General features: G+C 70.1%; 26 protein-coding genes. 12 read left to right on the top strand and 14 right to left on the bottom strand.

The genetic code is table 11. The annotated features are described in order from the left end of the window. Window positions 1-3 precede the first annotated feature (3 nt). The gene (locus tag AC4D2O_RS03525; RefSeq protein ID WP_490905223.1) at window positions 4-294 is read left to right on the top strand and encodes a WXG100 family type VII secretion target; all 291 of its coding nucleotides are present in this window, start codon (window positions 4-6) and stop codon (window positions 292-294) included. Window positions 295-444: 150 nt separating this feature from the next. Here the strand turns inward: AC4D2O_RS03525 and groL are convergent, their stop codons facing one another. Then, window positions 445-2,079 (bottom strand): chaperonin GroEL, encoded by a 1,635-nt coding sequence (gene groL, locus AC4D2O_RS03520; RefSeq protein ID WP_490905222.1) that lies wholly within the window; start codon window positions 2,077-2,079, stop codon window positions 445-447. A 337-nt stretch (window positions 2,080-2,416) separates the two neighbouring features. On the opposite strand from groL, the gene AC4D2O_RS03515 reads away from it, so the two are divergent. Further along, on the top strand, window positions 2,417-3,103 hold the full coding sequence (locus AC4D2O_RS03515) for a TM2 domain-containing protein (protein WP_490905221.1): 687 nt from the start codon (window positions 2,417-2,419) through the stop codon (window positions 3,101-3,103). A 55-nt stretch (window positions 3,104-3,158) separates the two neighbouring features. Here the strand turns inward: AC4D2O_RS03515 and AC4D2O_RS03510 are convergent, their stop codons facing one another. Both AC4D2O_RS03510 and AC4D2O_RS03505 read right to left on the bottom strand, forming a co-directional pair. Then, window positions 3,159-3,794 (bottom strand): LytR C-terminal domain-containing protein, encoded by a 636-nt coding sequence (locus AC4D2O_RS03510; protein ID WP_490905220.1) that lies wholly within the window; start codon window positions 3,792-3,794, stop codon window positions 3,159-3,161. Between the two features lie 40 nt (window positions 3,795-3,834). Beyond that, the gene (locus tag AC4D2O_RS03505; protein WP_104051863.1) at window positions 3,835-4,134 is read right to left on the bottom strand and encodes a DUF3263 domain-containing protein; all 300 of its coding nucleotides are present in this window, start codon (window positions 4,132-4,134) and stop codon (window positions 3,835-3,837) included. Window positions 4,135-4,243: 109 nt separating this feature from the next. Between AC4D2O_RS03505 and AC4D2O_RS03500 the strand changes: the two genes are divergently transcribed. Beyond that, on the top strand, window positions 4,244-5,071 hold the full coding sequence (locus AC4D2O_RS03500) for a uracil-DNA glycosylase (RefSeq protein WP_490905219.1): 828 nt from the start codon (window positions 4,244-4,246) through the stop codon (window positions 5,069-5,071). A gap of 30 nt (window positions 5,072-5,101) precedes the next feature. On the opposite strand, the gene AC4D2O_RS03495 is transcribed toward AC4D2O_RS03500, so the two are convergent. Genes AC4D2O_RS03495 through AC4D2O_RS03485 form a run of 3 tightly spaced genes read right to left on the bottom strand, consistent with a single transcriptional unit; the run spans window position 5,102 to window position 8,958 of the window. Further along, entirely contained in the window at window positions 5,102-6,790 is a 1,689-nt protein-coding gene (locus AC4D2O_RS03495; RefSeq protein WP_490905218.1) for a threonine/serine exporter family protein, read from the bottom strand. A 51-nt stretch (window positions 6,791-6,841) separates the two neighbouring features. Further along, complete coding sequence (locus AC4D2O_RS03490) at window positions 6,842-7,915, bottom strand: lipid II:glycine glycyltransferase FemX (RefSeq protein ID WP_490905217.1); 1,074 nt, start codon at window positions 7,913-7,915, stop codon at window positions 6,842-6,844. Between the two features lie 2 nt (window positions 7,916-7,917). Continuing rightward, on the bottom strand, window positions 7,918-8,958 hold the full coding sequence (locus AC4D2O_RS03485) for a lipid II:glycine glycyltransferase FemX (protein WP_490905216.1): 1,041 nt from the start codon (window positions 8,956-8,958) through the stop codon (window positions 7,918-7,920). A gap of 110 nt (window positions 8,959-9,068) precedes the next feature. On the opposite strand from AC4D2O_RS03485, the gene AC4D2O_RS03480 reads away from it, so the two are divergent. The 3 genes from AC4D2O_RS03480 (at window position 9,069) to AC4D2O_RS03470 (ending at window position 11,504) form a co-directional block, all read left to right on the top strand. Further along, window positions 9,069-10,073 (top strand): aldo/keto reductase family protein, encoded by a 1,005-nt coding sequence (locus AC4D2O_RS03480; protein WP_490905215.1) that lies wholly within the window; start codon window positions 9,069-9,071, stop codon window positions 10,071-10,073. A 17-nt stretch (window positions 10,074-10,090) separates the two neighbouring features. Beyond that, window positions 10,091-10,936, top strand: coding sequence for an NAD-dependent epimerase/dehydratase family protein (locus AC4D2O_RS03475; RefSeq protein WP_490905840.1), 846 nt, complete (start codon window positions 10,091-10,093; stop codon window positions 10,934-10,936). Between the two features lie 100 nt (window positions 10,937-11,036). Beyond that, window positions 11,037-11,504, top strand: coding sequence for a hypothetical protein (locus AC4D2O_RS03470; protein WP_490905214.1), 468 nt, complete (start codon window positions 11,037-11,039; stop codon window positions 11,502-11,504). A gap of 69 nt (window positions 11,505-11,573) precedes the next feature. Here the strand turns inward: AC4D2O_RS03470 and AC4D2O_RS03465 are convergent, their stop codons facing one another. Beyond that, window positions 11,574-13,070, bottom strand: coding sequence for an MFS transporter (locus tag AC4D2O_RS03465; RefSeq protein ID WP_490905213.1), 1,497 nt, complete (start codon window positions 13,068-13,070; stop codon window positions 11,574-11,576). A 191-nt stretch (window positions 13,071-13,261) separates the two neighbouring features. Here AC4D2O_RS03465 and AC4D2O_RS03460 point away from each other — a divergent pair, with 191 nt between their 5' ends. Further along, window positions 13,262-14,353 (top strand): alkene reductase, encoded by a 1,092-nt coding sequence (locus AC4D2O_RS03460; protein WP_490905212.1) that lies wholly within the window; start codon window positions 13,262-13,264, stop codon window positions 14,351-14,353. 81 nt (window positions 14,354-14,434) lie between these two features. Here AC4D2O_RS03460 and AC4D2O_RS03455 read toward each other — a convergent pair whose 3' ends face one another. Then, on the bottom strand, window positions 14,435-14,959 hold the full coding sequence (locus AC4D2O_RS03455) for a hypothetical protein (RefSeq protein ID WP_490905211.1): 525 nt from the start codon (window positions 14,957-14,959) through the stop codon (window positions 14,435-14,437). A gap of 124 nt (window positions 14,960-15,083) precedes the next feature. On the opposite strand from AC4D2O_RS03455, the gene AC4D2O_RS03450 reads away from it, so the two are divergent. Continuing rightward, window positions 15,084-15,215 (top strand): hypothetical protein, encoded by a 132-nt coding sequence (locus tag AC4D2O_RS03450; protein WP_490905210.1) that lies wholly within the window; start codon window positions 15,084-15,086, stop codon window positions 15,213-15,215. Window positions 15,216-15,318: 103 nt separating this feature from the next. On the opposite strand, the gene AC4D2O_RS03445 is transcribed toward AC4D2O_RS03450, so the two are convergent. After that, window positions 15,319-15,528, bottom strand: a complete 210-nt coding sequence (locus AC4D2O_RS03445; RefSeq protein ID WP_334208751.1) for a hypothetical protein — start codon at window positions 15,526-15,528, stop codon at window positions 15,319-15,321. Window positions 15,529-15,698: 170 nt separating this feature from the next. Here AC4D2O_RS03445 and AC4D2O_RS03440 point away from each other — a divergent pair, with 170 nt between their 5' ends. Beyond that, window positions 15,699-16,853 (top strand): baeRF2 domain-containing protein, encoded by a 1,155-nt coding sequence (locus AC4D2O_RS03440; RefSeq protein WP_490905209.1) that lies wholly within the window; start codon window positions 15,699-15,701, stop codon window positions 16,851-16,853. A 3-nt stretch (window positions 16,854-16,856) separates the two neighbouring features. Continuing rightward, window positions 16,857-18,659 (top strand): thiamine pyrophosphate-requiring protein, encoded by a 1,803-nt coding sequence (locus tag AC4D2O_RS03435; protein ID WP_490905208.1) that lies wholly within the window; start codon window positions 16,857-16,859, stop codon window positions 18,657-18,659. 58 nt (window positions 18,660-18,717) lie between these two features. On the opposite strand, the gene AC4D2O_RS03430 is transcribed toward AC4D2O_RS03435, so the two are convergent. From AC4D2O_RS03430 to AC4D2O_RS03415, 4 genes are all read right to left on the bottom strand, one after another. Next, complete coding sequence (locus AC4D2O_RS03430; RefSeq protein ID WP_490905207.1) at window positions 18,718-18,990, bottom strand: hypothetical protein; 273 nt, start codon at window positions 18,988-18,990, stop codon at window positions 18,718-18,720. A gap of 119 nt (window positions 18,991-19,109) precedes the next feature. Continuing rightward, on the bottom strand, window positions 19,110-20,015 hold the full coding sequence (locus AC4D2O_RS03425; protein WP_490905206.1) for an SDR family oxidoreductase: 906 nt from the start codon (window positions 20,013-20,015) through the stop codon (window positions 19,110-19,112). Window positions 20,016-20,199: 184 nt separating this feature from the next. Then, window positions 20,200-20,580, bottom strand: a complete 381-nt coding sequence (locus tag AC4D2O_RS03420) for a hypothetical protein (protein ID WP_490905205.1) — start codon at window positions 20,578-20,580, stop codon at window positions 20,200-20,202. A 41-nt stretch (window positions 20,581-20,621) separates the two neighbouring features. Next, complete coding sequence (locus tag AC4D2O_RS03415) at window positions 20,622-20,813, bottom strand: hypothetical protein (protein ID WP_490905204.1); 192 nt, start codon at window positions 20,811-20,813, stop codon at window positions 20,622-20,624. A gap of 130 nt (window positions 20,814-20,943) precedes the next feature. On the opposite strand from AC4D2O_RS03415, the gene AC4D2O_RS03410 reads away from it, so the two are divergent. Then, window positions 20,944-21,447: a metallophosphoesterase family protein gene (locus tag AC4D2O_RS03410; protein WP_490905203.1), complete on the top strand. Its 504-nt coding sequence runs from the start codon at window positions 20,944-20,946 to the stop codon at window positions 21,445-21,447. 93 nt (window positions 21,448-21,540) lie between these two features. Then, window positions 21,541-22,866 carry a multidrug effflux MFS transporter gene (locus tag AC4D2O_RS03405; RefSeq protein ID WP_490905202.1) on the top strand — a complete coding sequence of 442 codons (1,326 nt, stop codon included), beginning with the start codon at window positions 21,541-21,543 and terminating at the stop codon, window positions 22,864-22,866. A 21-nt stretch (window positions 22,867-22,887) separates the two neighbouring features. Here the strand turns inward: AC4D2O_RS03405 and AC4D2O_RS03400 are convergent, their stop codons facing one another. Then, window positions 22,888-23,787: a universal stress protein gene (locus AC4D2O_RS03400; RefSeq protein WP_490905201.1), complete on the bottom strand. Its 900-nt coding sequence runs from the start codon at window positions 23,785-23,787 to the stop codon at window positions 22,888-22,890. Window positions 23,788-24,021 lie beyond the last annotated feature (234 nt).

The raw sequence follows: 24,021 nt of genomic DNA, 5'->3' as shown, positions 1-24,021 counted from the left end.
GCAATGACATTCTTCAACGTGGACACCGACGGCCTCGCCGCCAGGAGCAGCCAGGTGCAGGGCACCATCACGAGGCTGCGGGCGGAGGTCGATTCGATGCAGGCCGGGCTGCGCGAGCTCGAAGGCCTCTGGACGGGTCAGGCGGCCACCAACTTCCAGCAGGTGATCCTGCAGTGGAGGGCCACGCAGCAGCAGGTCGAGGAGTCCCTGACCGGCATCAACGAGGCGCTCACCGTCGCCACCCGGCAGTACGCCGACGCCGAGCAGAGCAACGCCCGCATGTTCATGAGCTGACCGGCCGGATCGCGCCGGGTCTGCGCCCCCTCCCCGGACAGGACGACGCCCCTGCGGCTTCCGTCCGGGTCGCGGACAAGGGAAGGGCGGCACCCCCTCTCCAGGGAGTGCCGCCCTTCTCGAACTGCGTCGGCGGGTAGCCGGTGGGGGCTAGAAGCCGCCCATACCGCCCATGCCGCCCATGTCGTCGCCGCCGCCGGCAGGAGCTGCCTTCTCCGGCTTGTCGGCCACGACGGCCTCGGTGGTGAGGAACAGGCCCGCGATCGAGGCCGCGTTCTGCAGCGCCGAGCGGGTGACCTTCACGGGGTCGTTGACACCGGCTGCGAGGAGGTCCTCGTACACGCCGGTCGCCGCGTTGAGGCCGTGACCCGCAGGCAGGCCGCGGACCTTGTCGACGACGACGCCAGGCTCGAGGCCTGCGTTGAAGGCGATCTGCTTCAGCGGTGCGTCGATGGCGACACGGACGATGTTGGCGCCCGTGGCCTCGTCACCCGAGAGCTCCAGGTTGGCGAATGCCTTGGCGCCGGCCTGGATGAGGGCAACACCACCACCGGCGACGATGCCTTCCTCGACGGCTGCCTTCGCGTTACGGACGGCGTCCTCGATACGGTGCTTGCGCTCCTTGAGTTCGACCTCCGTGGCTGCGCCGGCCTTGATGACTGCGACACCGCCGGCCAGCTTGGCCAGGCGCTCCTGCAGCTTCTCGCGGTCGTAGTCGGAGTCGGAGTTCTCGATCTCGGCACGGATCTGGGCCACGCGACCGGCGATGGCGTCGGCGTCGCCGGCTCCCTCGACGATCGTGGTCTCGTCCTTGGTCACGACGACCTTGCGTGCGGTACCGAGCAGGTCGAGGGTGGCGGTCTCGAGCTTGAGACCCACTTCCTCGGCGATGACCTGGCCGCCGGTGAGGATGGCGATGTCGGCGAGCTGCGCCTTGCGGCGGTCACCGAAGCCCGGAGCCTTCACGGCGACGGACTTGAAGGTGCCACGGATCTTGTTGACCACGAGGGTCGCGAGGGCTTCGCCTTCGATGTCCTCAGCGATGATCAGCAGCGGCTTGCCGGACTGCATGACCTTCTCGAGGACTGCGACGAGGTCCTTCACGTTGCTGATCTTCGAGTTGACGATCAGGATGTAGGGATCCTCGAGCACCGTCTCCTGGCGCTCGGCGTCGGTGACGAAGTAGCCCGAGATGTAGCCCTTGTCGAAGCGCATGCCCTCGGTGAGTTCCAGTTCGAGGCCGAACGTGTTCGACTCCTCGACGGTGATGACGCCTTCCTTGCCCACCTTGTCGAGGGCTTCGGCGATCAGGTCACCGATCTGCGTGTCACCGGCGGAGATGGACGCCGTGGCAGCGATCTGCTCCTTGGTCTCGATCTCCTTGGCGGAGGCGAGCAGCTCATCGGTGACGGCCTTGACGGCCTTCTCGATGCCGCGCTTCAGGCTCAGCGGGTCCGCACCGGCAGCGACGTTGCGCAGGCCTTCCTTGACGAGGGCCTGGGCGAGCACGGTGGCCGTGGTGGTGCCGTCGCCTGCGACGTCGTCCGTCTTCTTGGCGACTTCCTTGACGAGCTCGGCGCCGATCTTCTCGAACGGGTCGTCGAGTTCGATCTCCTTGGCGATGGACACGCCGTCGTTCGTGATGGTGGGGGCGCCCCACTTCTTCTCGAGCACGACGTTACGGCCACGGGGGCCGAGCGTTACCTTGACGGCATCAGCGAGGATGTTGAGGCCTCGCTCGAGGCCGCGGCGGGCCTCTTCATCAAAAGAAATGATCTTGGCCATAACGGCTTAGGTCCTTTCGGGACGGTTTCATCTGAAGCACTTGAATGCTCTGCCTGTGTGCGGTGCCCGCGACGGCCGGACGACGCCTGAACGATCTCTTTCACGTTCCGGGCGCCATCCCCACCACAGAGGTTTTCCTGCCTCTCCACCCGCAGATTTAGCAGTCTGCGCGCGTGAGTGCCAACTCAATAATTAGCACTCTCACCACGTGAGTGCAACCTGCCGCAGCCCGGGACGGCGACCTTGCGGCGGCTCGGGTAACGGCCGCGACGGGGGCGTAGCGCGGAGAGCATCGAGCGCATAGGTTGGGCGTACAACGAGCAGAAGGGGAGACACAGTGTCGTCGTCAGCAAACGGTTCGGACAGGCAGCCCGACGGGTCATCGCATGAGCACTCCGGCGCGCAGGAACGGGACGGCGGGGCTCCGGGAAGCACTCCGCAGGGAACGGGGCAGGGCCCCACCGCCGCGGAGAACGCTTCCCCGCATCGTTCGAGCGCGAGCGACGCCGACCCTTCGCCGCCGAAGCCCGTCCCCCGGCCCTACACGCCCGGGAGCGAGGACCCGTCCACGCACCGGTCACCCGCCCAGAACCCCCACGCCCAGGGGTATTCGCAGGGGCCCTACGGACAGCCCTCCCCCGCACAGGGCGGGTACAACCAGGGCGGGTACAACCAGGGCGGGTACAACCAGGCCGGGTACAACCAGGCCGGGTACAACCAGGCCGGGTACAACCAGGCCGGGTACCCGCAGGGGCAGTACGGCCAGCCGCACGCGCCCCAGAAGTCCCGCGTGGTCGCCGGAGTCCTCGGGATCCTGCTGGGCTCCCTCGGCATCCACAGGTTCTACCTCGGCTACACCACGATCGGGGTCGTCCTGGTCCTCATGTCCACCGTCGGGGTGTTCCTGACGTTCGGGCTCAGCGCCATCGCGGCGGGCATCTGGGGACTCGTCGAAGGCATCCTGATCCTGGTCGGATCCGGATCGTTCCGGACGGATGCACGCGGCATCCCGCTGAGGGACTGACAGCTTACGGGTCGACCGGCCCTGAGTGACCGGCCCGCGGGACGGGTCGGGGTACTTACTGGAACTCCGGCCCGAGCACCACGGAGATGTACGGCGAGATCCCGGGGCTGTCGGCGAGATCGCCGATGCCCAGGTCTGCCGCCACCGACTCGGCAGCGGAGCGCTGCTCCTCGCCGTTGTAGAAGACCACGGAGGTGTCGAGCGGTGCCCCCGCCCAGTTGCCGGGGAGCACCGACACCCAGCCCTCGGACGCCAGACGGGCGGCGGCCACCGAGGCGAGCCCGGGGGAACCGGTGCCGTTGAGCACGTTGACCGTCTGCGCCAGGTCGGGTTCCTCCCCGTCCGTGCCCATGGTCGAGGTCGTCTCCCGGCCTGGCGCATCGGTCGCCTCCGCGTCCGCGTCCTGTGTGGCCGATGCCGATGGAGCGTCGGACGCCTCGTCGTCCTGCGCCGCGGCCTCGCTCGGGGCGCTGGTGGGCAGCACTGCCGTCGCGCCGTCGCCGCCCCCGGTGAGGCCCAGCCGGGGAAGGAGGAAGTACGCTCCCAGACCGATCACGAGGGCAAGCACTCCCACCGTGATCTTGAGCCCCAGACCGCCCGCACGCGCCGGGATGAGCCGCTCGCGGTGGACGCCCTGGCGCGCCGAAGCCTCCGGGACCTTGTCGAACTCGTCCCGTGGGTGATCAGTCATGGATGAGGATGTCCTTCGCTCGTGGCCGTGGCGGGCTGGATCAGATGTCCGCGCCGAGGCGGCGGGCGGAGCGTGCCTTCTGACGAGTGGACCTCAGGCGCCTCAGTCGCTTCACGAGCATGGGGTCGTGAGCGAGGGCTGCCTCGGTGTCGATCAGGGCGTTGAGCACCTGGTAGTAGTGCGTCGCGGACATGTTGAACAGGTCGCGGATGGCCTGCTCCTTCGCGCCCGAATACTTCCACCACTCGCGCTCGAGGGCGAGCATGCGCTGTTCGCGGTCGCCCAGGGCCGGCTTTGGGTCCTGCCCGGAGGTGTCCGAGTGCCTCTGCGGATCGGCCATCGCGCCACCGCCTTCCATCTGCCGGCACAACTGTCATCCCATGGTAGAGGGGAATTACACCGGTGTCATTCCGGACACGGCCGTGGGAGGAGCACGCAAGAATGGGCCCATGACCCACGACGACGGAGCACTCTTCGACCTTCCCGAGACCCTTCCCCGGGACGGGACCACGCGTGGGCGCGGGCCCGGCAGGAACGCGAAACCCTCCGTCCCCTCGCCCAACGCCTCGGTCTTCCCCTTCGCGGCACCCGCGGACGTGGGCGACCTCCTGCCCGCGGACTGGGCAGCGGCCCTGAAGCCCGTGGAGCCCGTGCTCCACCAGCTCGCCGAGTCCCTCGGCGCCGACCTCGACAAGGGCGGGCGGGTGCTGCCCGAGGCCCACTCCATCCTGCGCGCCTTCACCACGCCCCTGGATCGCGTGCGGGTCGTCATCGTGGGGCAGGACCCCTACCCGACGGTGGGCCACGCCGTCGGACTCAGCTTCGCCGTCGACCCCGCCACGCGCCCCATCCCGCGCAGCCTGGCGAACATCTACCGGGAGCTCGCCTCGGACACGGGGTCCGCACCACCCGCCACGGGCGACCTGTCGGGCTGGGCCGAGCAGGGCGTCCTCCTGCTCAACCGGGTGCTGACGGTCCGCGCAGGAGAAACCGCCTCACATCGCGGGATCGGCTGGGAACTGGTGACGGACGCGGCCATCCGGGCGCTCGTGGCCAGGGGCGGACCGCTCGTGGCGATCCTGTGGGGCAAGGACGCCCTGCGCCTCAAACCGATGCTCGGCCCGACGCCCACCGTCGAATCGGCGCACCCCAGCCCGCTCTCCGCCTCCCGGGGGTTCTTCGGCTCACGACCGTTCAGCCGCGTGAACGAACTCCTGGCCCAGCAGGGCGCCGACCCGATCGACTGGTCGCACACATCGGCGGCCCCGGGTGCATAGGACAGGCCGTTCCCGACGGCCGCCGCGCAGCTAGCGCCGTCGGTTCCTCTGCCGCTCGTCGGAACTGAGCTTCCTCGTGAACGGTCGGGCCAGGTTGTCACCCAGTACCACCCCGGCCGCCACAGCGAGAACGATGGTCAGGGCGTTGAACAGGCCGAACGCGCCGTCGCTCGCCACCCCGGAGTCGATGGTGAGCATGTACATCGAGCGGAAGATGGTCAGCCCCGGGTACAGGAACAGCACGGCCGGTACGGCCACGACCAGCTGCGGGGCGCCGAGCCGGAGGGCGACGACGCGGGAGAGCGCACCGATGAGGATCGCCGCGAGGGCCGGCGCGAGCCGGTACCCCGCCCCGGCGGCCATGGCGCTGATCATCAGGAGGTAGCCCGCCACGGCGACGAGCGACGTCGGGACGACCAGCCTCACGTCCGTCTGCTCGGCGACGCAGATCATCGCCACGGCCACGAACGTGAGCAGGGCAACCACCGGCCACGGGTACTGGCTGCCCGAGGACTCGAGCACCTCGAGCTCGGGGATCCCCAGGGCCGCTCCCGCCACCAGCGCGACGGCGATACCAGCCACCAGCGCTGCGAAGATGAGGATCGCCGAGAGGAAGCGTCCCGCGGCAGTGACCGGGAAGCCGTTGATGGCGTCCTGGGTCGCGGAGACCAGCCGTCCGGTCGGCAGGAGCAGCAGGATCCCTCCCACCACCACGAGCGCCGGGGAGATCGGCACCTGCAGCCACCAGAACAGCATGGCGATCAGCGTGACCAGTGCGGACGACGTGGCGACCGAGAAGAACTCCGGCACGCGCCACTCACCGAGCTTGCGGCTCACCAGGTCGACCAGGATGCAGCTGACGAACCCGATGAGGGATCCGAGCGGGGTCCCGCCGACGAATCCGACGATGGCCGCCGAGAAGATCCCGAAGGCCGCGGTCACCATCCAGCGGGGGAAGGGCTTGGGGCGGTGGATGATCTCGTCGAGCCGCTGTGCTGCCTCGGTCCGCGAGACCCCGCCGTCGGCGATGTCGGAGACGAGCTGGTGGATGGCCGTGAGACCGGCATAGTTGTTGGTCCACGAGCGCACCACCCGCAGCACCGTCGTCGGTGTCTGGTCCTTCGCGGAGTAGTTGATCACCACCGACTGGTTGGTGATGTCCACCTCGATGTGGTCCAGTCCGAACGCAGCCGTGACGGCGATGATGCTGGTCTCGACCTCGAGGGCCCCGGCGCCGTAACGGAACATGGTCTCGGCCAGGTTGAGGGCGAAGTCGAGGGCCTTGCGCGCACTGGCATCCGGGCCGCCCACGTGGATCATCGGGTTCGCGTAGGGGCTGCCGGCCAGTCGCTCGACGATGCTCATGGCCTGGGTCGGCGGCGCCTCGCCCTGCACGAGCCGCCGGAGCACCGTGCGGGCTGCGGCATTGGGCCGGCTCGACGCCGGGACGCTCCTGGGGGTGGTGGGCAGGGCGTCCGTCGGCCGCGGCTGTCGCCGACCCGGACGCGGAACCTTCGGTTCCGTTGCGGGACGCCGTGGAGGCGTGGTGGCTTTCGGAGGTTTCCTTCCGCTGCTGCCTTGACCCGCCGTGAGCCTGCTCTTCTCGTCGTCGCTCGGATCGAAGGGACGCCGGATGACGGGCAGTGCTTCGGCGACGGGCGACGGGTTGTTGGGGGGCAAGTGGGCTTCCACCGGTTTCTCACGGTTGCCGTCTGTCATGGGAGCACCTCTTGAATCGTCCATCCAGGTGGTTCGGGCGGCCTGAGAGGCCTAGTAGAAAGGCTGCCGGTGACGGCGCCAGTGGATCTGGCGGGCTACGCGTTCACCCACCGAGTGCCACACCCGGTAGGTGCGAGGCCGGACGACGGCGTCGTAGCATCCCGCGAAGTCGGTCACCGTCTTCGTGAAGCTCGTCTTGAACATCCCGAGTCCGTACTGCGGGTGGTCCTTGTCCTTGAGCCGGCTGGCTGGAGGGGTCCCGCAGAAGTCGTACTCGCGGGCGCCGAGGCGCTTCATATCAAGGATCGCCTCCCACTGGACGAGGTGCGAGTCCCCGTACTGGTTGCGTTTCGGCAGGGAGCCGCCGTCCTTGTAGGTGGCCTTCCGGCCGTAGAGGATGACGAACGCACCGACCGAGGGCTTCCCGTCCTCGAAGACGAAATAGAAGCGTCCCATACCGGCGTCGACGAATTCCTGCCAGAAGCCGCGGTAGTACTCGTACGGCCTCGGCACGGCGGAGAGGCGGCCTTGCTGGGCCTGGCCGATCAGCGCGTACATGGTCCTGTACGTCTCCTCGGTCGGATCGACACGCTGCGCCTGGACGCCGTCACGCAGAGCCCGACGCACGGCGTTCCGCCCGCGCGAGGAGAGGTTCCGCAGGAGCTGGTTCTCGTCCGGGGTGAGATCCAGGATCGCGGTGCTGTCATTGGCCTGGATGTTGAACGTCTTGACGAGCCCGGCGCCCGTGAAGAGGGCACGCAGCTCGTCGGTGTCGGGGAAGTCGGGTTCGATCTTCACCGCGAACACTCGGCCCGGCCGGGTCCGGGCATAGGCGACCACGGCGTCGACGAACGGCGGGACCTCCTCGGGGACAGCAGTGTCGGGGCCCTTGATCAGGTACCAGAGGGCGCCGAGGGCGGGGATGCTGCGCTGGTAGGCGATGACGTAGCTGGTGTAGTCCGCGGCCTCGACGGCGAGGTGGACCGGCACCCAGCCCTGGCGCTGCTTCACACGGCTGAACGGACCCGACTGGAGGACGTTGCCGCCCAGCGGGTTCGCGGGGACGAGCTCGTCCCAGCGCGCCACCTCGTCCGCCGTGGCGGCACGGGCGGTGAACTTCGTCATTCTCAGTACCAGCTCTCGTGGTGGCGCATGCGGTGGATCTTCAGGGCGGCCCGTTCTCCGACCCGCAGCCAGGCGCGGTGCTGGAGGGGTCTGACCGGAAGGTCGAAGGTCCCCACGAAGTCGGTGATGGTGGAGTTGAACCCGGTCTTGAACATGCCGATGCCGTAGTGCTCGTGGTCCTTGTTCTTCGCCTGGCTCGACGGCGGGGCCCCGCAGAGGTCGTACTCCGTGACCCCGCGGGCCTTGAGCCATTCGATCGCCGCCACCTCGAGCAGGGCGCTGGCTCCGCGGACCGTCCGTTTGCGCGTGCTGGCGGCGTCCTTGCGGCTGGCCTTCGCACCGAGCACCATGACGAAGTCCGCGGACACCACTTCGCCGTCGACGTACGCGAACAGGAAGGTCCCTGCCTGGGCGCGGGCGTGGCGCTGCCAGAAAGCGGTGTAGTACTCCTCGCTGCGGATCGAGAAGCTGCCCTCCGCCGTCTCGTCGAGCAGGCGGTAGAAGATGCGGCAGTTCTCGTCGTCGACCTCCGCCACGCGCGTCTCGACGCCGGCCTTGCGGGCAGCGCGGATGTTGTACCGGGTCTTCGACCCGAAGGACGCCTCGATGCCCTCGAGGTCACCGGAGATGTCGAGGATCACCGTCGAGACGTTGGGCTGGACGTTGACGGTGCGCACCAGGCCCGCGGCCTCGAGAGTTCCCGCCACGGCGGGATCGGCGGGGAGTTCCGGGTCCACCTTGACGCCGAACACGCCGCGGCGGGCCGCGAAGGCCTTCAGTTCGGGCAGCAGCGCGACGAGGGCTGCGGCGTCACCGACGCCCGGGCCCTTGGGGACGTACCAGTAGCGGCCGAGCGGGAGAACGGTCTTCTGCAGGACCGTGAGCGCTGTCCCGTTCACCATCAGGTAGACCGGCGTCCACCCCGTCGCGCGCTTCTGCTCGGCGAATTCCCGCCCCTGCATCACGTTCCCGCCGTCCGGATTATCGCTGATGATGGTGTTCCAACGGGCTATCTCGTCGGGCGTCGCGAAGCGGGTAGTCATGATGATCGAGTCTACGGTAGGGCCCGAATCCCCTCCAAAGCACTCCCCCCGTCCCGGTGGTTGCCCAGGCGACCTACCGCAGCGCGTGCCGGCAGGGCTAGCATCGCGATATGGACTTCAGACACCTCGGTAACAGCGGATTCAAGATCTCGGAGATCACCTACGGCAACTGGCTGACCCACGGCTCGCAGGTGGAGAACGACGTGGCGACGCAGTGCGTCCGCGCGGCGCTCGACGTAGGCATCACCACCTTCGACACGGCGGACGTCTATGCGAACACGGCGGCGGAGACCGTCCTCGGCGAGGCGCTGAAGGGCGAGCGCCGGCAGTCGCTCGAGATCTTCACGAAGGTCTGGGGACCCACGGGCCCCAAGGGACACAACGACGTCGGGCTGTCGCGCAAGCACATCATGGAGTCGATCGACGGCTCCCTCCAGCGCCTGCAGACCGACTACGTGGACCTGTACCAGGCGCACCGGTACGACTATGCGACGCCGCTGGAGGAGACCATGCAGGCGTTCGCGGACATCGTGCGGCAGGGCAAGGCCCTCTACATCGGCGTCAGCGAGTGGACGGCCCAGCAGATCCGTGACGGGCACGCCCTCGCGAAGGACCTCGGGTTCCAGCTCATCTCCAACCAGCCGCAGTACTCGATGCTCTGGCGCGTCATCGAGGGCGAGGTCATCCCGACCTCCGAGGAGCTCGGGCTGTCCCAGATCGTCTGGTCGCCCGTCGCCCAGGGCGTGCTGACCGGCAAGTACAGGCCCGGGCAGCAGCCCGAACAGGGCACACGGGCCTCGGACGACAAGGGCGGGGCCGACATGATCAAGCGCTGGATGGGTGACGACGTCCTCACCGGAGTCCAGAAGCTCGCGCCGATCGCCGACGGCGTCGGCCTCACCATGGCGCAACTCGCGATCGCCTGGGTGCTGCAGAACAGCAATGTCGCCTCGGCGATCATCGGCGCGTCACGCCCCGAGCAGGTCGAGTCGAACGCGGCCGCCGCCGGCGTGAAGCTCGAGGACGACGTCCTGAAGGCGATCGACGACGCCATCGGGGACCTCGCCGAGACGGACGTCACGAAGACCGTCTCCCCCGAAAAGCGGCCCGTCTGATGGCGGGCCCGACGCCGCTGAACGTCGCGGTCACCGGATCCAACGGCAAGCTGGGCCGCAGCGTGGTGCGCGGCCTGCGCGAGGCAGGGCACACCGTCCTCGAACTGGACCAGTACGGCGAGCGCAGCCCCGGGTTCCTGCGGATCGACCTGCGGGACTACGGCCAGGTGATCGACGCCCTCCTCGGCGTGGACGACAGGCACAGCGGGTTCGACGCCGTCGTGCACCTGGGCGCCATCCCCGCGCCGGGCCTGCAGGCGGACGTGGCCACGTTCCACAACAACATGACGGCCACCTACAACGTGTTCCAGGCATGCCGGCGTGCGGGTATCAAGCGGGTCGTCTACGCGTCCAGCGAGACAGTGCTCGGGCTGCCGTTCGACACCCCTCCCCCGTACATCCCGGTGGACGAGGACTACGCCGCGCGGCCCGAGAGCACCTACTCGCTGGTCAAGCACCTCGAGGAGCAACTGGCCATCGAGCTGACGCGCTGGGACCCGCAGCTGAGCATCACGGCACTGCGGTTCTCGAACGTGATGGACCCCGGGGACTACGCGGAGTTCCCGTCCTTCGACGCCGATGCCACCGCCCGCAAGTGGAACCTCTGGGGCTACATCGACGGACGCGACGGCGCGCAGGCCGTCGCGAAGGCACTGGAGAACGCGGCTCCGGGATTCGACCGCTTCATCATCGCCGCCGCCGACACCGTCATGACGCGCCCGAGCGCCGACCTCGCGGCGGAAGTGTTCCCCGACGTCGAGCTGACGCGGGGCGTGACCGGCACCGAGACCCTCCTCTCGATCGACAAGGCCCGCCGCGTCCTCGGGTACGAGCCCCGGCACAGCTGGCGCGACCACGTCTAGCACCTGGACTCCCGGCCGGGCGGCGGTGGCGACTGTCGCCCGGCGGAGAACATCAGTAGGCTGATGATCAGAGGATGCGCACCGACGAAAGGCAGAGAAGATGACCGAGAACCTTCCCGACGAGGAACTGACCATCGTGGGCGAGGAGCCCGAGACGCCGAACGATTCGCTCGCTCCCGAGGCTTTCGACCCCGTTCTCGAGGGTCAGCCGGACGTGTACGAGGGCGCGGCGGAGGTCGACCCCGACCGCTGGCAGGAGGATCCCCTCCTGCAGGACGAACCGGGTGTGGCCGAGAGCGGCGACGACGAGAACGACTTCGACGAGAACGGCGTCTCCGCGATCGGCGAGGAGGGCTACCTCAGCGACCAGACGCTCCGCGAGGAGACGTCCGAGGTGCGCTTCGCCCACGGTGACGAGCAGATCCCGCCGGCTGAGCCCATGATGGGCGAGGCGGCCGCCGACGTCGACTTCGGCATGATGGAGGACGACGAGGTCGACGCGAGCGACGATCCCGCGAACCGCGGTGGCTCGCCGCTCAGCGCGATGGACGAGCAGGACGTCAGATAGCCCGGCACCTGCCGTGAACCACCGAACCCCCCGGGCCTCCGCCCGGGGGGTTCGTCCTGTCCGGATCCGTCACGGACGCGCCCCTCGGCCTGCCCCGTGGAGGGCGCCCGGGGCGGCCGGTGGTCCTTCGATCGCACAGTGGGCAGGATGCTCGCTCGCCGCGACGGACGTCGCCCGGACCGCGGGGTTCCGGATGGTGACGGCCGCGAGGACGGCACCCAGTACGAGCACCCCGGCGCCGATGAGGCACGCGGCGTCGAACCCTGCCCGGAAGACCGCCGGATTGCTGTAGGCGTCGCCGGTGAGTCCCACGGCGGCCGGCAGCACGGCGATGGCGACGAGGCCTGCCGCGCGGGCCACGGCGTTGTTGACCCCCGAGGCCAGGCCCGCCTGGCGTTCGGGCACCGCGGACAGGGCCGCCGACGTGAGGGGGGCGACGAGCAGCGAGAGTCCCAGACCCAGCACGATCACGGCCGGCAGCACGTCAGGGACGTAGGACGCCCCCGGCCCGATCCGGAGCATGAGGACCAGTGAGACGGCACACAGCAGCGGCCCCGCCGCCATGGGGAGCCTCGGCCCGATCCGCGCACCGAGCGCTCCCGCGCGCGGCGACAGGACGAGCATGAGGGCCGTGACGGGCAGCATCGCGGTCCCCGCCCCGACCGGGCTGAAGCCCGCCACCACCTGCAGGTGGAGGACGAGCAGGAAGAAGATGCCGGAGAAGACCCCGTAGATGAGGAAGGTGACGGCGTTCGCCGCGCTGAACTGGCGGTTGGTGAAGATCTGCAGCGGGAGCATCGGATGCGCCGTACGCCACTCCACGAGGAGGAACGCCACAGCTGCGAGAAGACCCAGGAGAGCGCTCACCAGGACGGGCGGCGCGCCGAGGCCCCGGCCCGGCGCCTCGATCAGCGCATAGGTGGTGCCGGCGAGGGCGAGGGCGCCCAGGACGGCCCCGGCGACGTCGGGCCGGCCCGTCGCATCCGTATCGCGGCTCTCCGGGACGTGCCGCACAGCGATCAGGACGACGACGGCGGCCAGGGGCACGTTGATGAGGAACACCGACCGCCAGGAGACGCTCTCGACGAGCCAGCCGCCGAGGAAGGGCCCGATGGCCGTGGCCACTCCGCCGAGGCCGGACCACGCACCGATGGCCCGTGCACGGTCCTCGCCCGAGAACGCGGCCTGGATGATGGCGAGACTCCCCGGCATGAGGAGCGCCCCGCCCACGCCCTGCAGCGCGCGCGCGGCGATGAGCAGGCCGGCATCGGGAGCGAGCCCGCACAGCAGGGAGGCGACGGCGAACCAGACGACCCCGATGACGAAGACCCGCCTCCGCCCGAACCTGTCCCCGAGGGAACCTCCCAGCAGGATGAACGACGCGAGCGTAAGGGTGTAGCCGGTCACCATCCACTGCAGGGCGGCGAAATCCGTGCCGAGCTCGGAACCGATGGTCGGCAGGGCGACGTTCACCACCGTGGCGTCGATCCCCGCGAGGCCGGAGCCCAGCACCGTGGCCAGCAGGATCCACCTCCCGGGCGCCGTGCCCATCCTGATCCGATCCATGAGTTCCCCGTCCGCCCGGCCCGCTGCGTCGCGGGATCACGCACAGTGTCGCACCGGCATCGTCCGTGCGTCATCCCCGCCCGGCTGGCCGGGGAGCAAGGGGAGGCGGGCGTGAGACGGGCCACACCTGGAATAGCACTTCACCCTGCCCGGTTACCGCCCGGTAGGAAACCAACCCGGAAGTAGGCCTCGTGAAGCTGTTCTCCCCCCTGACCCTCGGCACGCTCGAACTCCCCAACCGCGTCGTCATGGCACCGCTCACCCGGGTCCGCTCGGGCGAGGCGGGCGTCCCGGGTGACATGGTCGTCGAGCACTACCGCCAGCGCGCCTCCCTCGGCCTGATCATCAGCGAGGGGACGTACCCGAGCCATGCGGGCCAGGGTTTCCCGGGTCAGCCGGGCCTGGTCGAGGACGAGCAGCTCGCGGGCTGGAAGCGCGTCACGGACGCCGTCCACGCCGACGGCGGACGTATCGTGGCGCAGGTCATGCACGCCGGACGCGTCACCCACCCCGACACCAACGGCGGCCACGAGGTCGTGGCTCCGAGCGCCGTCGCCATCGACGGCACCACGCGCACGAGCGCCGGGAAGCAGCCCTACCCCGTGCCTCACGCCCTCACCGCCGAGGAGCTTCCCGACATCATCGACGAGTTCGTCACGGCCTCGCGCAGGGCGATCGACGAGGCCGGCTTCGACGGCGTGGAACTCCACGGCGCCAACGGCTACCTGCTGCACGAGTTCCTCTCACCGGAATCGAACCAGCGGACGGACGCCTACGGAGGCACCCCCGAGAAGCGCGCACGGTTCGTCATCGAGCTCGTCACCGCCGTCGTGGCGGAGGTGGGCGCCGAGAAGGTGGGGCTGCGTATCTCGCCGGCGCACAACATCCAGGACGCCCTCGAGACGGAGGCCTCCGAGGTCTCCGCCACGTACGGCACGCTCATCGACGCGCTCGCGCCCCTGGGCCTCGCGTACCTCAGCGTGCTGCATGCGGAACCGACGGGTGACCTGATCCAGGATCTCCGGAAGCGCTTCCACGGACCCGTGCTGATCAACAGTGGTTTCGGCGTGATCACCAACCGCGAGGAAGCCATCGCCATCCTCGAGGACGGTGTGGGCGACGCGGTCGTCGTCGGCCGTCCCGCGATCGCGAACCCGGACCTGGCACGCCGCTGGCGCGAGAACCTCCCGGAGAACGAGCCGAACCCCGCGACGTTCTACTCGACCGGGCCCGAGGGCTACACCGACTACCCGTTCTACGACGGATCGGTCAGCGCCAACTAGTCCGGCCGATGCCGCGCCGGTCCGCGCCGGACCGGTGGGCGCCGGACCGGTCGGCGCGGCACCGGCGGAAAGGCGCTCCCGTCACCTGACGGGGGCGCCTTCCTGCATCTGTGGCGCCTGCAGGGCGTTGCTGCTCCGGTCGGGCCGGGACAGCCGGCCCTTCAGCCGGTGGGACTGCGCGGCCGCCCAGGCGATCAGGAGCGCGGCCGCGAGGTGGGTGTGGAGCATCAGCATGATCTCCGGCGAGTGCCCCTGACTCCCGCCGGCCCCGACCGGGACCTCGCCACCGTGGTGCACACCCGTGACGGACACGGTCGACGACGCCCCTGCGCCGAGGCCGCCGAGCAGCCAGTGCAGCACCTGCTGCGCGGCACCGAGCAGCAGCAGCACCGCCCAGCCCGGCGGCCGGAACTGCGCCACGAGGGTGGCCGCCAGGACGGCGAGTGCCGCGAGGCAGCCGAGGATCGGGATGCTCGGCAGCGAGCCTCCGGACAGGGCGTGCGCACCCAGCCCGAGGCCGACGGACAGGATCCCTGCACCGGCGGACCGCAGGAGCATCTGGGTGCGATCGTCAGGGCGGGACGCGGTGTCCGCGGCGGGTTCCATGCCCTGATGGTAAGCATGCTGACGACCCCGCGTCACGCGGAAGGTGCGGGTTATGTTCAGGCCACCCCGTCCGTAGACTGACCGTAAGGGGGCTTACCTTCCCCGCAACCGAAAGGACGAACACATGTCAGAGAATCCCGGCGACAACGATTCTGCGGACAGCGCCTCGGACAACTACCCCGAGACCGTACGTGCCCGCCCAGACGAGCCCGCGGAGGGCGCGGACTCCGAGGAGAAGACGGGCGACGGCTCGTAAGCAGCCCCCACCGCACGAGAGACACGAGCGCCGGCCCCAGGGCCGGCGTTCGTGCGCTCGGGCCCGATCGGCCACGGCTGGCGGGCCGGACTCCTCCGCCGGGTCAGCGCGTGCCCTCGACGACCTCGCCGAACGGGACCTCCTGCGACAACTCCGCCTGCCGGTCGAGGGCGTGGCTGCTGACGAGGACGCCGTACTTGCCCTCGGCGACGGACTGCTTCATGACCATCAGCACGGTCTCCGCGAAACCCTCGTCCTGGGCTTCGAGGAACGCGACATAGGCGGGCGGGAGGTTCTCGGGAACGGTGAGCATGACCTCACGCTACCTGCCGCCACCCACGCCTGCCGAGCTATTTTCAACCCCGGGCGCAGATGCATCGCGACTTCTCGCCTCCCGTCCGGAGTGGTAGACCATAAGGGTCCTTAGTGTTCCGGCGCAGGACCATGCCGGACGAACCACCACCGACACGACAGGGGATCTTCGTGACGCACGTACTCAAAGACCACGCCGAGCTGTTCGAGCTGCCCGGCCCATGGACCACCATCTACGCCGACGGCAGCACCGGCACCGTGGACGGTTTGGCCAGTGACGAGATCCTCCCCCGTAGCATCGCGCAGGAACTGCAGGTCGCCGGCGCCCCCGAGAAGGACATCGAGGCCGTCGTCACCGCACTCGGCACCACCGCCAAAGGGCTGCCCGACCCGGTGACGCGCTACATCCTCGTGAACGACGGGAAGGCCGTCGTCGACGAGTTCCTCCCCGGCGGCCTCGTAGGCCTCGCCGTGACCGCCACGGGACCGATCCCCGACCTCACCCCCCTGGTCCGACACACTCCCGAAGACTTCGCCTACATCGTCGCCGAGGTGGGCCACCACGGCGGAGAGGTGTACCTGCGCTACGCGAACGGCGACGAGGAGCACCCCAGGGCCGGCGGCGCGGACGCGGTGATCGAAGGGGACACGGACCACACCCGCAAGCTGCCCGGCGGCGGCTGGGGACACCGCCGCATGCAGGGACACGCCGAGAAGGTATGGAAGATGAACGCCGGAGAGGTGGCCTCGGAGATCGACCGCATCTCGGCGGAGCACCGCGCGCAGCTCATCGTGCTCGCCGGGGACATCCGCGCCCGGCAGCTGGTCGCTGACCAGGTGTCGCAGGAGTCGCGTGCCAAGCTCGCCGTCGTCGAGGCCAACACGCGCGCCGCGGGGGCGGACGAGGAGACCTTCCTCGAGGAGGTCCAGCTGCTCGTGGCGCGAACCATCGCCGACCAGCAGCACGCACTGCTGGAACGCCTCTCCGAGAAGGAGGGCCAGGGGACGCGCACGTCCGCCGTGGGCCGCGGACCGGTGATCACCGCGCTGCAGCAGGCGCAGGTCGAGTCTCTGCTCCTCGAGACCACGGCATGGGACGGCGAGACGCTCCTCGCGCTCGACGCGGCGCCCTGGGTCGCGGCGTCCGAGGGCGAGACCGCGGGCGCCGGCGTGCTGGGCGAGGTCCCGGCCGTGGCCGCACTGCTCCGGGCCGCGGCCCTCACCGACGCCCAGGTCACCATGTACCCGTCCGGCGCCCTCGAGGCGAAACCCATCGCCGCGCTCCTGCGCTGGCCCACGGGCCCCGACGTCCCGGCCGCGGTCTGATCCGTGGCCGACGACGCGGCCCCCGGTACCGTGGCGGACCTCGTCGTCCGCCGCCTCGCCGCATGGCGGGTGGAGAGGATCTTCGGCTACAGCGGTGACGGCATCAATCCCCTGCTCGGCGCGCTGCGCCGGGCAGGGGCGCCCGCGTTCATCCAGGCGCGCCACGAGGAGGCTGCCGCCTTCATGGCGGTGGCCCACGCCAAGTACACCGGCGGCCTCGGCGTGGTGATGGCGACGCAGGGCCCCGGCGCCGTCCACCTGCTCAACGGACTGTACGACGCGCGGATGGACAGCGTGCCGGTCGTGGCACTCATCGGGCAGCAGAACCAGACCGTGCTCGGGTCCGCCTACCAGCAGGAGATCGACCTCCTCACCCTGTTCAAGGACGTCGCGTCGGGGTTCCGGCAGCAGGTCTCGAGCCCGGAACAGCTACCGATGGTCCTCGACCGCGCCTTCAGGACGGCGCTCGCCACCAGGTCGCCTACCGTCGTGATCCTCCCGCACGACGTCCAGCAGGCACCCGCGCCCGAGGTGCCCCACGAGCACGGCGTGGTTCCGTCGTCGCCGGCGTGGTCCCTGGGGTGCCTGTCCCCTCGTGAGGCGGACCTGCACGACGCCGCCGCACTGCTCAACGCGGGCCGGAAGGTCGCGCTGCTGGTGGGGCAGGGCGCGGCGCACGCCCAGCAGGACGTCGTGGCCATCGCCGACCGGCTGGGCGCGGGGATCACCACGAGCCTGCTCGGGAAACCGTTCGTCGACGAGTCCCTGCCCCACGCCACGGGCACCATGGGCCACCTCGGCACGACCGCGAGCGCGTACCTGATGGACCACTGCGACACGCTGCTCATCATCGGTTCCAACGACCCCTGGACCGAGTACTACCCCGCCCCCGGCCAGGCCCGCGCCGTGCAGATCGACATCGATCCGAAGGCCATCGGCAACCGCTACCCCGTGGAGGTCGCCGTGAACGGTGACGCGGCGACGACGCTCTCCGCACTGGCCCCCCTCCTGCACCGACAGCAGGACCACTCATGGCGGACGGAGATCGAGGAGCAGGTGCGCCAGTGGCACCGGGTCGCGACCGAGCGCGCCATGACGCCCGCCGTACCCGTGAACCCGGAGCGCGTCGTGCACGAACTCGACGCCGTGCTCCCGGACGACGCCCAGGTGGCGATCGACGTCGGCAGCTGCGTCTACTGGTACGCACGCCAGCTCCGGCTGCCGCGCGGCGTGCCCGCCCACCTCTCCAGCACGCTCGGCTGCATGGGCGCCGGGGTGCCCTACGGCATCGCCGCGAAACTGGCGCGCCCGGACCGTCCCGTCGTCGTACTCGCCGGCGACGGCGCCATGCAGATGGCCGGTCTCGCCGAGCTCGTGACGGTCTCGGGGCTGTGGCGGGACTGGGCCGATCCCCGCTTCGTCGTGTGTGTCTTCTCGAACGGCGACCTCGCCGAGGTGACGTGGGAGCAGCGCGAGATGGAGGGGGAACCGCGCTTCGGGGCCAGCCAGGCGCTGCCTGCCGTGGACGTCGCGGCGCACGCCCGGCTCCTCGGACTCGACGGCGTCCGGGTGGAGGACCCCGAGGATCTCGCCGGCGCCTGGCGGCAGGCCTTCGCCGCGGACCGCCCGTTCGTCCTCGACGTCGTGACCGACCCGGACGTGCCGCTGCTGCCGCCCTTCCCCGCGGGCGCGGCGAAGCTCGGATCCATGCGGGCGGCCCTCGAGCAGGAACCGGCGGGCAGCGCGGCTGGGCTTCTGCAGCGCTACGCGGAGATCGAGGAGGGCACCGGCTCGAGGTCCTCCTGAGCGGCCGGACCCGTGGGCCGGATACTGCGGCTCGGGCCGGCAGGAGCGGCGGTCTCGCCTAGCGGCGGCGCCTCTGGGCGGCCTGCCGCCCGAGTTCGGCCACGGCGGCCGCGGCGATGACGAGCGAGAGGGCGACGACGGCGAGCATCACGTACAGGAGCACCAGGGTGGTCATCGGCGATGATGCGGTGTGGAGGACCCGCAGCCCGCCGAACAGTCCGACGGCCCAGAACACCCCGACGCCCAGGAGCGCGTAGGCCGCACGGCGGTGCCCGCGGTCGAAGCCCATGCTCCGGGCGCACTGCGCCAGGAGACCCTGCCATTGATTCATAGGTCAACTATTACCGGGCGGCCCTCCAGGGCTGCGCGCCGCGGATATCGTGTCCCTCACATTGACAGCCCTCCTGGCCCATGAGAATGGGCCCTTCGCCGGCGTCCGCAGCAGCGGCCTCAAAGCCCCGGCGTCCGCCGCAGCCAGGGCAGGATCCGCCACCCACCCGTGACGCCCGTGGCGTCCCGATCGGGCTGGAACACGTTGCCGGGGGCCTCGGGCATCGAACCGCGCTTCAGGGCGAGCGCCACGTAGGCCCGGGCGACGACGGGTTCGTAGACGGCCGGAGCCAGGGCCCTGGCGTAGACGAACAGGGACTGGATCCGTCCCACCTGCGTGAGCCGCCGGGGCCTGCGGGAGACCCTGACGATCGCCCGTGCCACACGCACGGGGTCCGTGACCGGCGGGGGCGGGCGCACGGGCCGGCCCGTGTAGTTCGCGGCGTGCTGGTGGATCGGGGTGTCGATGGTCGCCGGTAGGACGGCGCAGACGTGGATGCCCGGTGCGCCCCGCAACTCCATGCGCAGCACCTCGAGGAAGCCGAGGAGCCCGAACTTGCTCGTCACGTAGGGGCTCACGAGGGGTGAGGTGATCCTCGAGTAGACGGATGCCACGGAGACCAGGACGCCCCGGCCCTGGCGGCGGAACACCCGCAGGGCTGCGCGGGCCCCGTACACCTGGCCCAGGAGATTCACGTCGATGAGCCGGTCGAACACCTCCGACGGGGTCTGCTCGAACGTGCCGAAGCTGTAGAGCGACGCGTTGCCGACCCATACGTCGATCCTGCCGAAGCGCTCGATGGCCGCGTCGGCGAGCCGGTCGACGTCCGCCTCGGAGGACACATCGGTGGGGACGGCGATGGCCACGGCTCCCCGGTCGCGGCATTCGGCCGCGACGGCTTCGAGCGTGCCGGCGTCCCGGCCGGCCAGGACGAGGCGGGCGCCGTCCTCCGCATAGAGGCACGCCGTCGCCCGTCCGATACCGCTCGATGCCCCCGTGATGACCACGGTGATGCCCTCGCCCATGTGCCTGCCTCCGGTTCCACCGGCCCGGGCGGTGGCACGGGCTCCTCTCCGAGTCTTCGGGGCCGCCACGGATTTGTCACGCACTTCTGCGCCGCCCGCATCGCCCGAAGGGTTGAAGGGCCGGATACACGGAAGGGAGCACTCATCGAGTGCCCCCTTCCGTGTATCCGGATGCCGACAGGGCTCAGGAGCCGCGACGCTGGTCCTTGTCCGTGGTGACGTCGGGGTCCACCTCGTCCGCCGCCTGGACATGGTGGGTCACCTTGTCCCGCAACCCCTGGGCGTCGCCCTGCCGTTCCTGGGCCTGCTGCCGGAGCCGCTCAGCCTCGACCTCGGCCCGCTGTGCCTCGGCCTCCGCCATGGAGGCCTTGGCCTCGCGCTCGCGCGCCTCGAGTTCCGTCGCCTTGGCCTGCTCGCGCATCTCCGCGGCGCGATGCCTGTCCTTCTCCTGCTGGCGCTGCCGCTGGACGGTGCCGCGCTTGCGGGCCAGGATCGCCACGACGGCGATGATGGCCAGGAGGACGACGATCCCGACGACGATCCACACCACTTGGGTAGTATCCATTGCTGACTCCTCTCCTCGTCGGCGCCTGGGCGCCGGATCGGTTAGCCCCCGAAGCCACCCAGGCCGGGGATCTTGCCCAGCAGGTCCTTGGGGTTGATGCCGAACTTCGCAAGGAGGTCCGAGTGCTGCTCCGGGTCCACCTGATCCGGGAGTTCGGCCTGCGCCTGATCGGCGTGCTCGTGCTTGCCCTGGCTTTTCAGCAGGTCGATGATCTGCGACTTGTCAATCTGCACTGATGCCTCCTCGTAGTCCCGGACGCTATTACTAAGCGTGCTTACGAAAGCATGGCACAGGGTCCCCCCGATGTCACGGGTGCCCGCCCCTGCCGTGCCCACCCGGAACGGACGTCGGAGAATGGGCTCCATGAATCCCACCCTGACGCTCCTCGCCGACACCCACCTGCCGAGACGCGCGAGGGACCTCCCGGATCAGGTGTGGGCCGCGGTCGAGTCCGCAGACGTCGTCGTGCATGCCGGGGACTGGACGGAGGTCTCGCTGCTGGAGGAACTGGAAGCCCGCTCACAACGGCTCATCGCCTGCTACGGCAACAATGACGGCCCCGACCTCCGGCGTCGCCTGCCGCTCGTCGGGAGGGCGGAGCTCGACGGCGTCCGCCTCGCCGTCGTGCACGAGACCGGCCAGAAGCAGGGTCGCGAGGCACGCATGGCGGCCCTGTACCCCGACGTCGACGTCCTGGTGTTCGGCCACAGCCACATCCCCTGGGACACGCGGGCCGACTCCGGGCTGCGGCTCCTCAACCCGGGTTCCCCCACCGACCGCCGCCGCCAGCCGCACTGCACCTATATGACGGCCGCCATCATCGAGGGCCGCCTCGACGTCACCACGCACCGGCTGCCACCGCGCTAGCCCGGGTCCGGTCGCGTGTCCAGTGGCTCGCCGTCGACGACACATTCGAAGCGAATCTGTTCGCCCGGTCAACGATCTGCCTAGGGTTTCAGGGTGACTACCGCGAGAACCGCCACGGCCGCGCCCGGCCGCCGCTCCAGCGTCAAGTGGATCCTGATGCTGGGTGCCCTCGCGGCCCTCCCGGCCATCACCACGGACATGTACCTGCCCTCCCTCCCCACGGTCGCCGACGATCTCGGGGCGTCGCAGGCCGCGGCGCAGTTCACCATGTCCGGCATGCTCATCGGTGCCGGGGTGGGCCAGCTCGTCATCGGGCCGTTCTCGGACCGGTTCGGGCGGCGCCTGCCCCTGCTCATCGGGATCTCCCTCCACGTGGTGACGTCGATCCTGTGCTCGATGGCGCCGGACATCGGATCCCTGATCGCTCTGCGCGTCTGCCAGGGGTTCTTCAACGCCGCGGCCTCGGTGGTGGCCATCGCCGTCATCCGGGACCGCTTCGTCGGCTCCGACGCCGCACGGCTGCTCTCGCGCCTCATGCTCGTCATCGGTGTGGCGCCGCTCTTCGCGCCGACCGTCGGGCAGGCCGTCGCGGGCGCCTGGCAGTGGCGGGCGGTCTTCTACGCCCTCGCGCTCATCGGATTCGTCCTGGTCCTGATCGTGTGGCGCTTCATGCCGGAGTCACTGCCCCGCGGGAAGCGGCGCTCGGGTGACCCGCGCCAGGTCGCAGGGGGGTACCTCACCCTGCTCCGCGACCGGCACTTCATGGCCCTCGCGGTGATCCCGGGTCTCGGCCTGGCCGTGATCATGAGCTACGTGGTCGGCTCCCCCTTCGTCTTCCAGGACGAGTACGGCCTCACCCAGGGACAGTTCGCCGCCGTGTTCGCGCTCAACGGCGCGGCGATCGTGGGGTCGGCACAGCTCAACGCGGCCCTCGTCCGGCGCGCCGCACCCATCCGTGTGCTCCGGGTGGCCGTGATCGTGCAGCTGGTGTGTGCGCTGATCCTCCTCACCCTCGTCCTCACCGGCGCCGGAGGCTTCGTCGGGCTCGTCGCGGGCCTGTGGCTGGTCCTCGGGACCCAGGGCCTCATCCCCGCGAATGCCTCCGTGCTCGCCCTGCACGACTACGGGCATATGGCCGGCACGGCCGCCGCCGTCATCGGTGCCCTGCAGTCCGGCGTGGCAGGCCTGGTCAGTCCGCTCGTCGGGCTCCTCGGCGGGAACTCGCTCGCGATGGTTTGCGTGATGCTCGCCGTCGCCCTCCTCACCCTCGTGATCCTGGCGGTCGGCACGCCCGCCTACCGCAGGGGCGGCTGGCGCGAGCGCGACGGTATGGAGCCAGGACCGACGACGTCGGCCGGAGAGACCGAGGAGCGCGAGGCCGAGCAGGTCGAGGCGCAGGGACCCGACCAGCGCGGCTGAGGCCGACGTCGTCGGGCGACTTCACGGGACGACGCCGACGTTCCCCTTCGCATGGTGGAGGACCGCGTGGATCGTGGAACCGAGCCTCGTCCCCGTCGAGTGGCTGCCCCTGGCCCCGAGGAGGACACATGACGCGTCCGAGGTCCGTTGCACGATGAATCCCGCGGCGGAGGAGCTTGCGGAGGAGTCCTCCGTGATGGCCAGATCGGTGGTTCCGGCCAGCAGCGTTGCCGCGCGCTCGAGGACGGGATCCCTGCCCTCGGGAAGCGCGCCGGACTGCTTGCGGCGGCGCTGCACGTGCACATGGAGGAGCTGCAGGCGCTTGTGCAGCGTCCGAGCGAGGTCAGCGGCCGTCGCCGCCGCCCTGTCGCTCGCGGGCGACCCGTCGACGGCGACCACGACGGTGTCCTGGGTGGGACGTGCATCCCGCACGACCATGACCGGGCACGAGGCACTCGCGGCGAGGTGGAGGCTGACCGACCCGATCAGCAGCTCCGCGAAGCCCCCGAGCCCTCGTGTCCCTGTCACCAGGAGGGACGCTTCCGCGGAGAGTCTCACGAGGGCCTCCGACGGGAAACCGACGACGAGGCGTGTGCGGACGAGGAGGTCCGGTTCCGCCCGGGTGGCGAGGTCCTGCCCTTCGGCCATGAGCCTCTCGGCCTCCCTGCGCAACCCGCTGTCCTGCACGCCCGGCACCGGACCGAGCTCGCGGGTGAAGAACGGCCACGTCCAGCAGTGCACGACGACGAGGGGCAGCTGCGCGGCGACCGCGTACCGGGACGCCCACAGGACGGCCCGCTTCGCGCCGTCGGATCCGTCGTAGCCGACGAGGACGGGACGGCGCGGGGCGGTACCGTCGATCTCGCCGGTCTCGTCCCCGGTCATGTCCCCGGTCTCGTCCCCGGTCTCGTCCTTGGTCATGTCGCCGGTCTCGTCCCCGGTCATACTGCTGGGCCGGTCCCGACGGGCGCGGTTCTCCCGGTCCGGTGGGCAGGATCCATGACGATCGCTCCTCTGTCTCGAGCGGTGTCCCGGGCGGTGGTTCCGGGCACGGCGCTCATCCATGGTGACCGCAGCTCGCCCCATCGGGTAGGGCCGAACGGCCCGACGGAAAGGCCCTTCGGCCCTCCCCACCCTGCGCCGATTGGATCATGA

The organism is Arthrobacter sp. TJ-238, from assembly GCF_058269215.1.
Note: the sequence above shows the minus strand (reverse complement) of the source record. Positions and strands in the feature narration are given on the sequence as shown.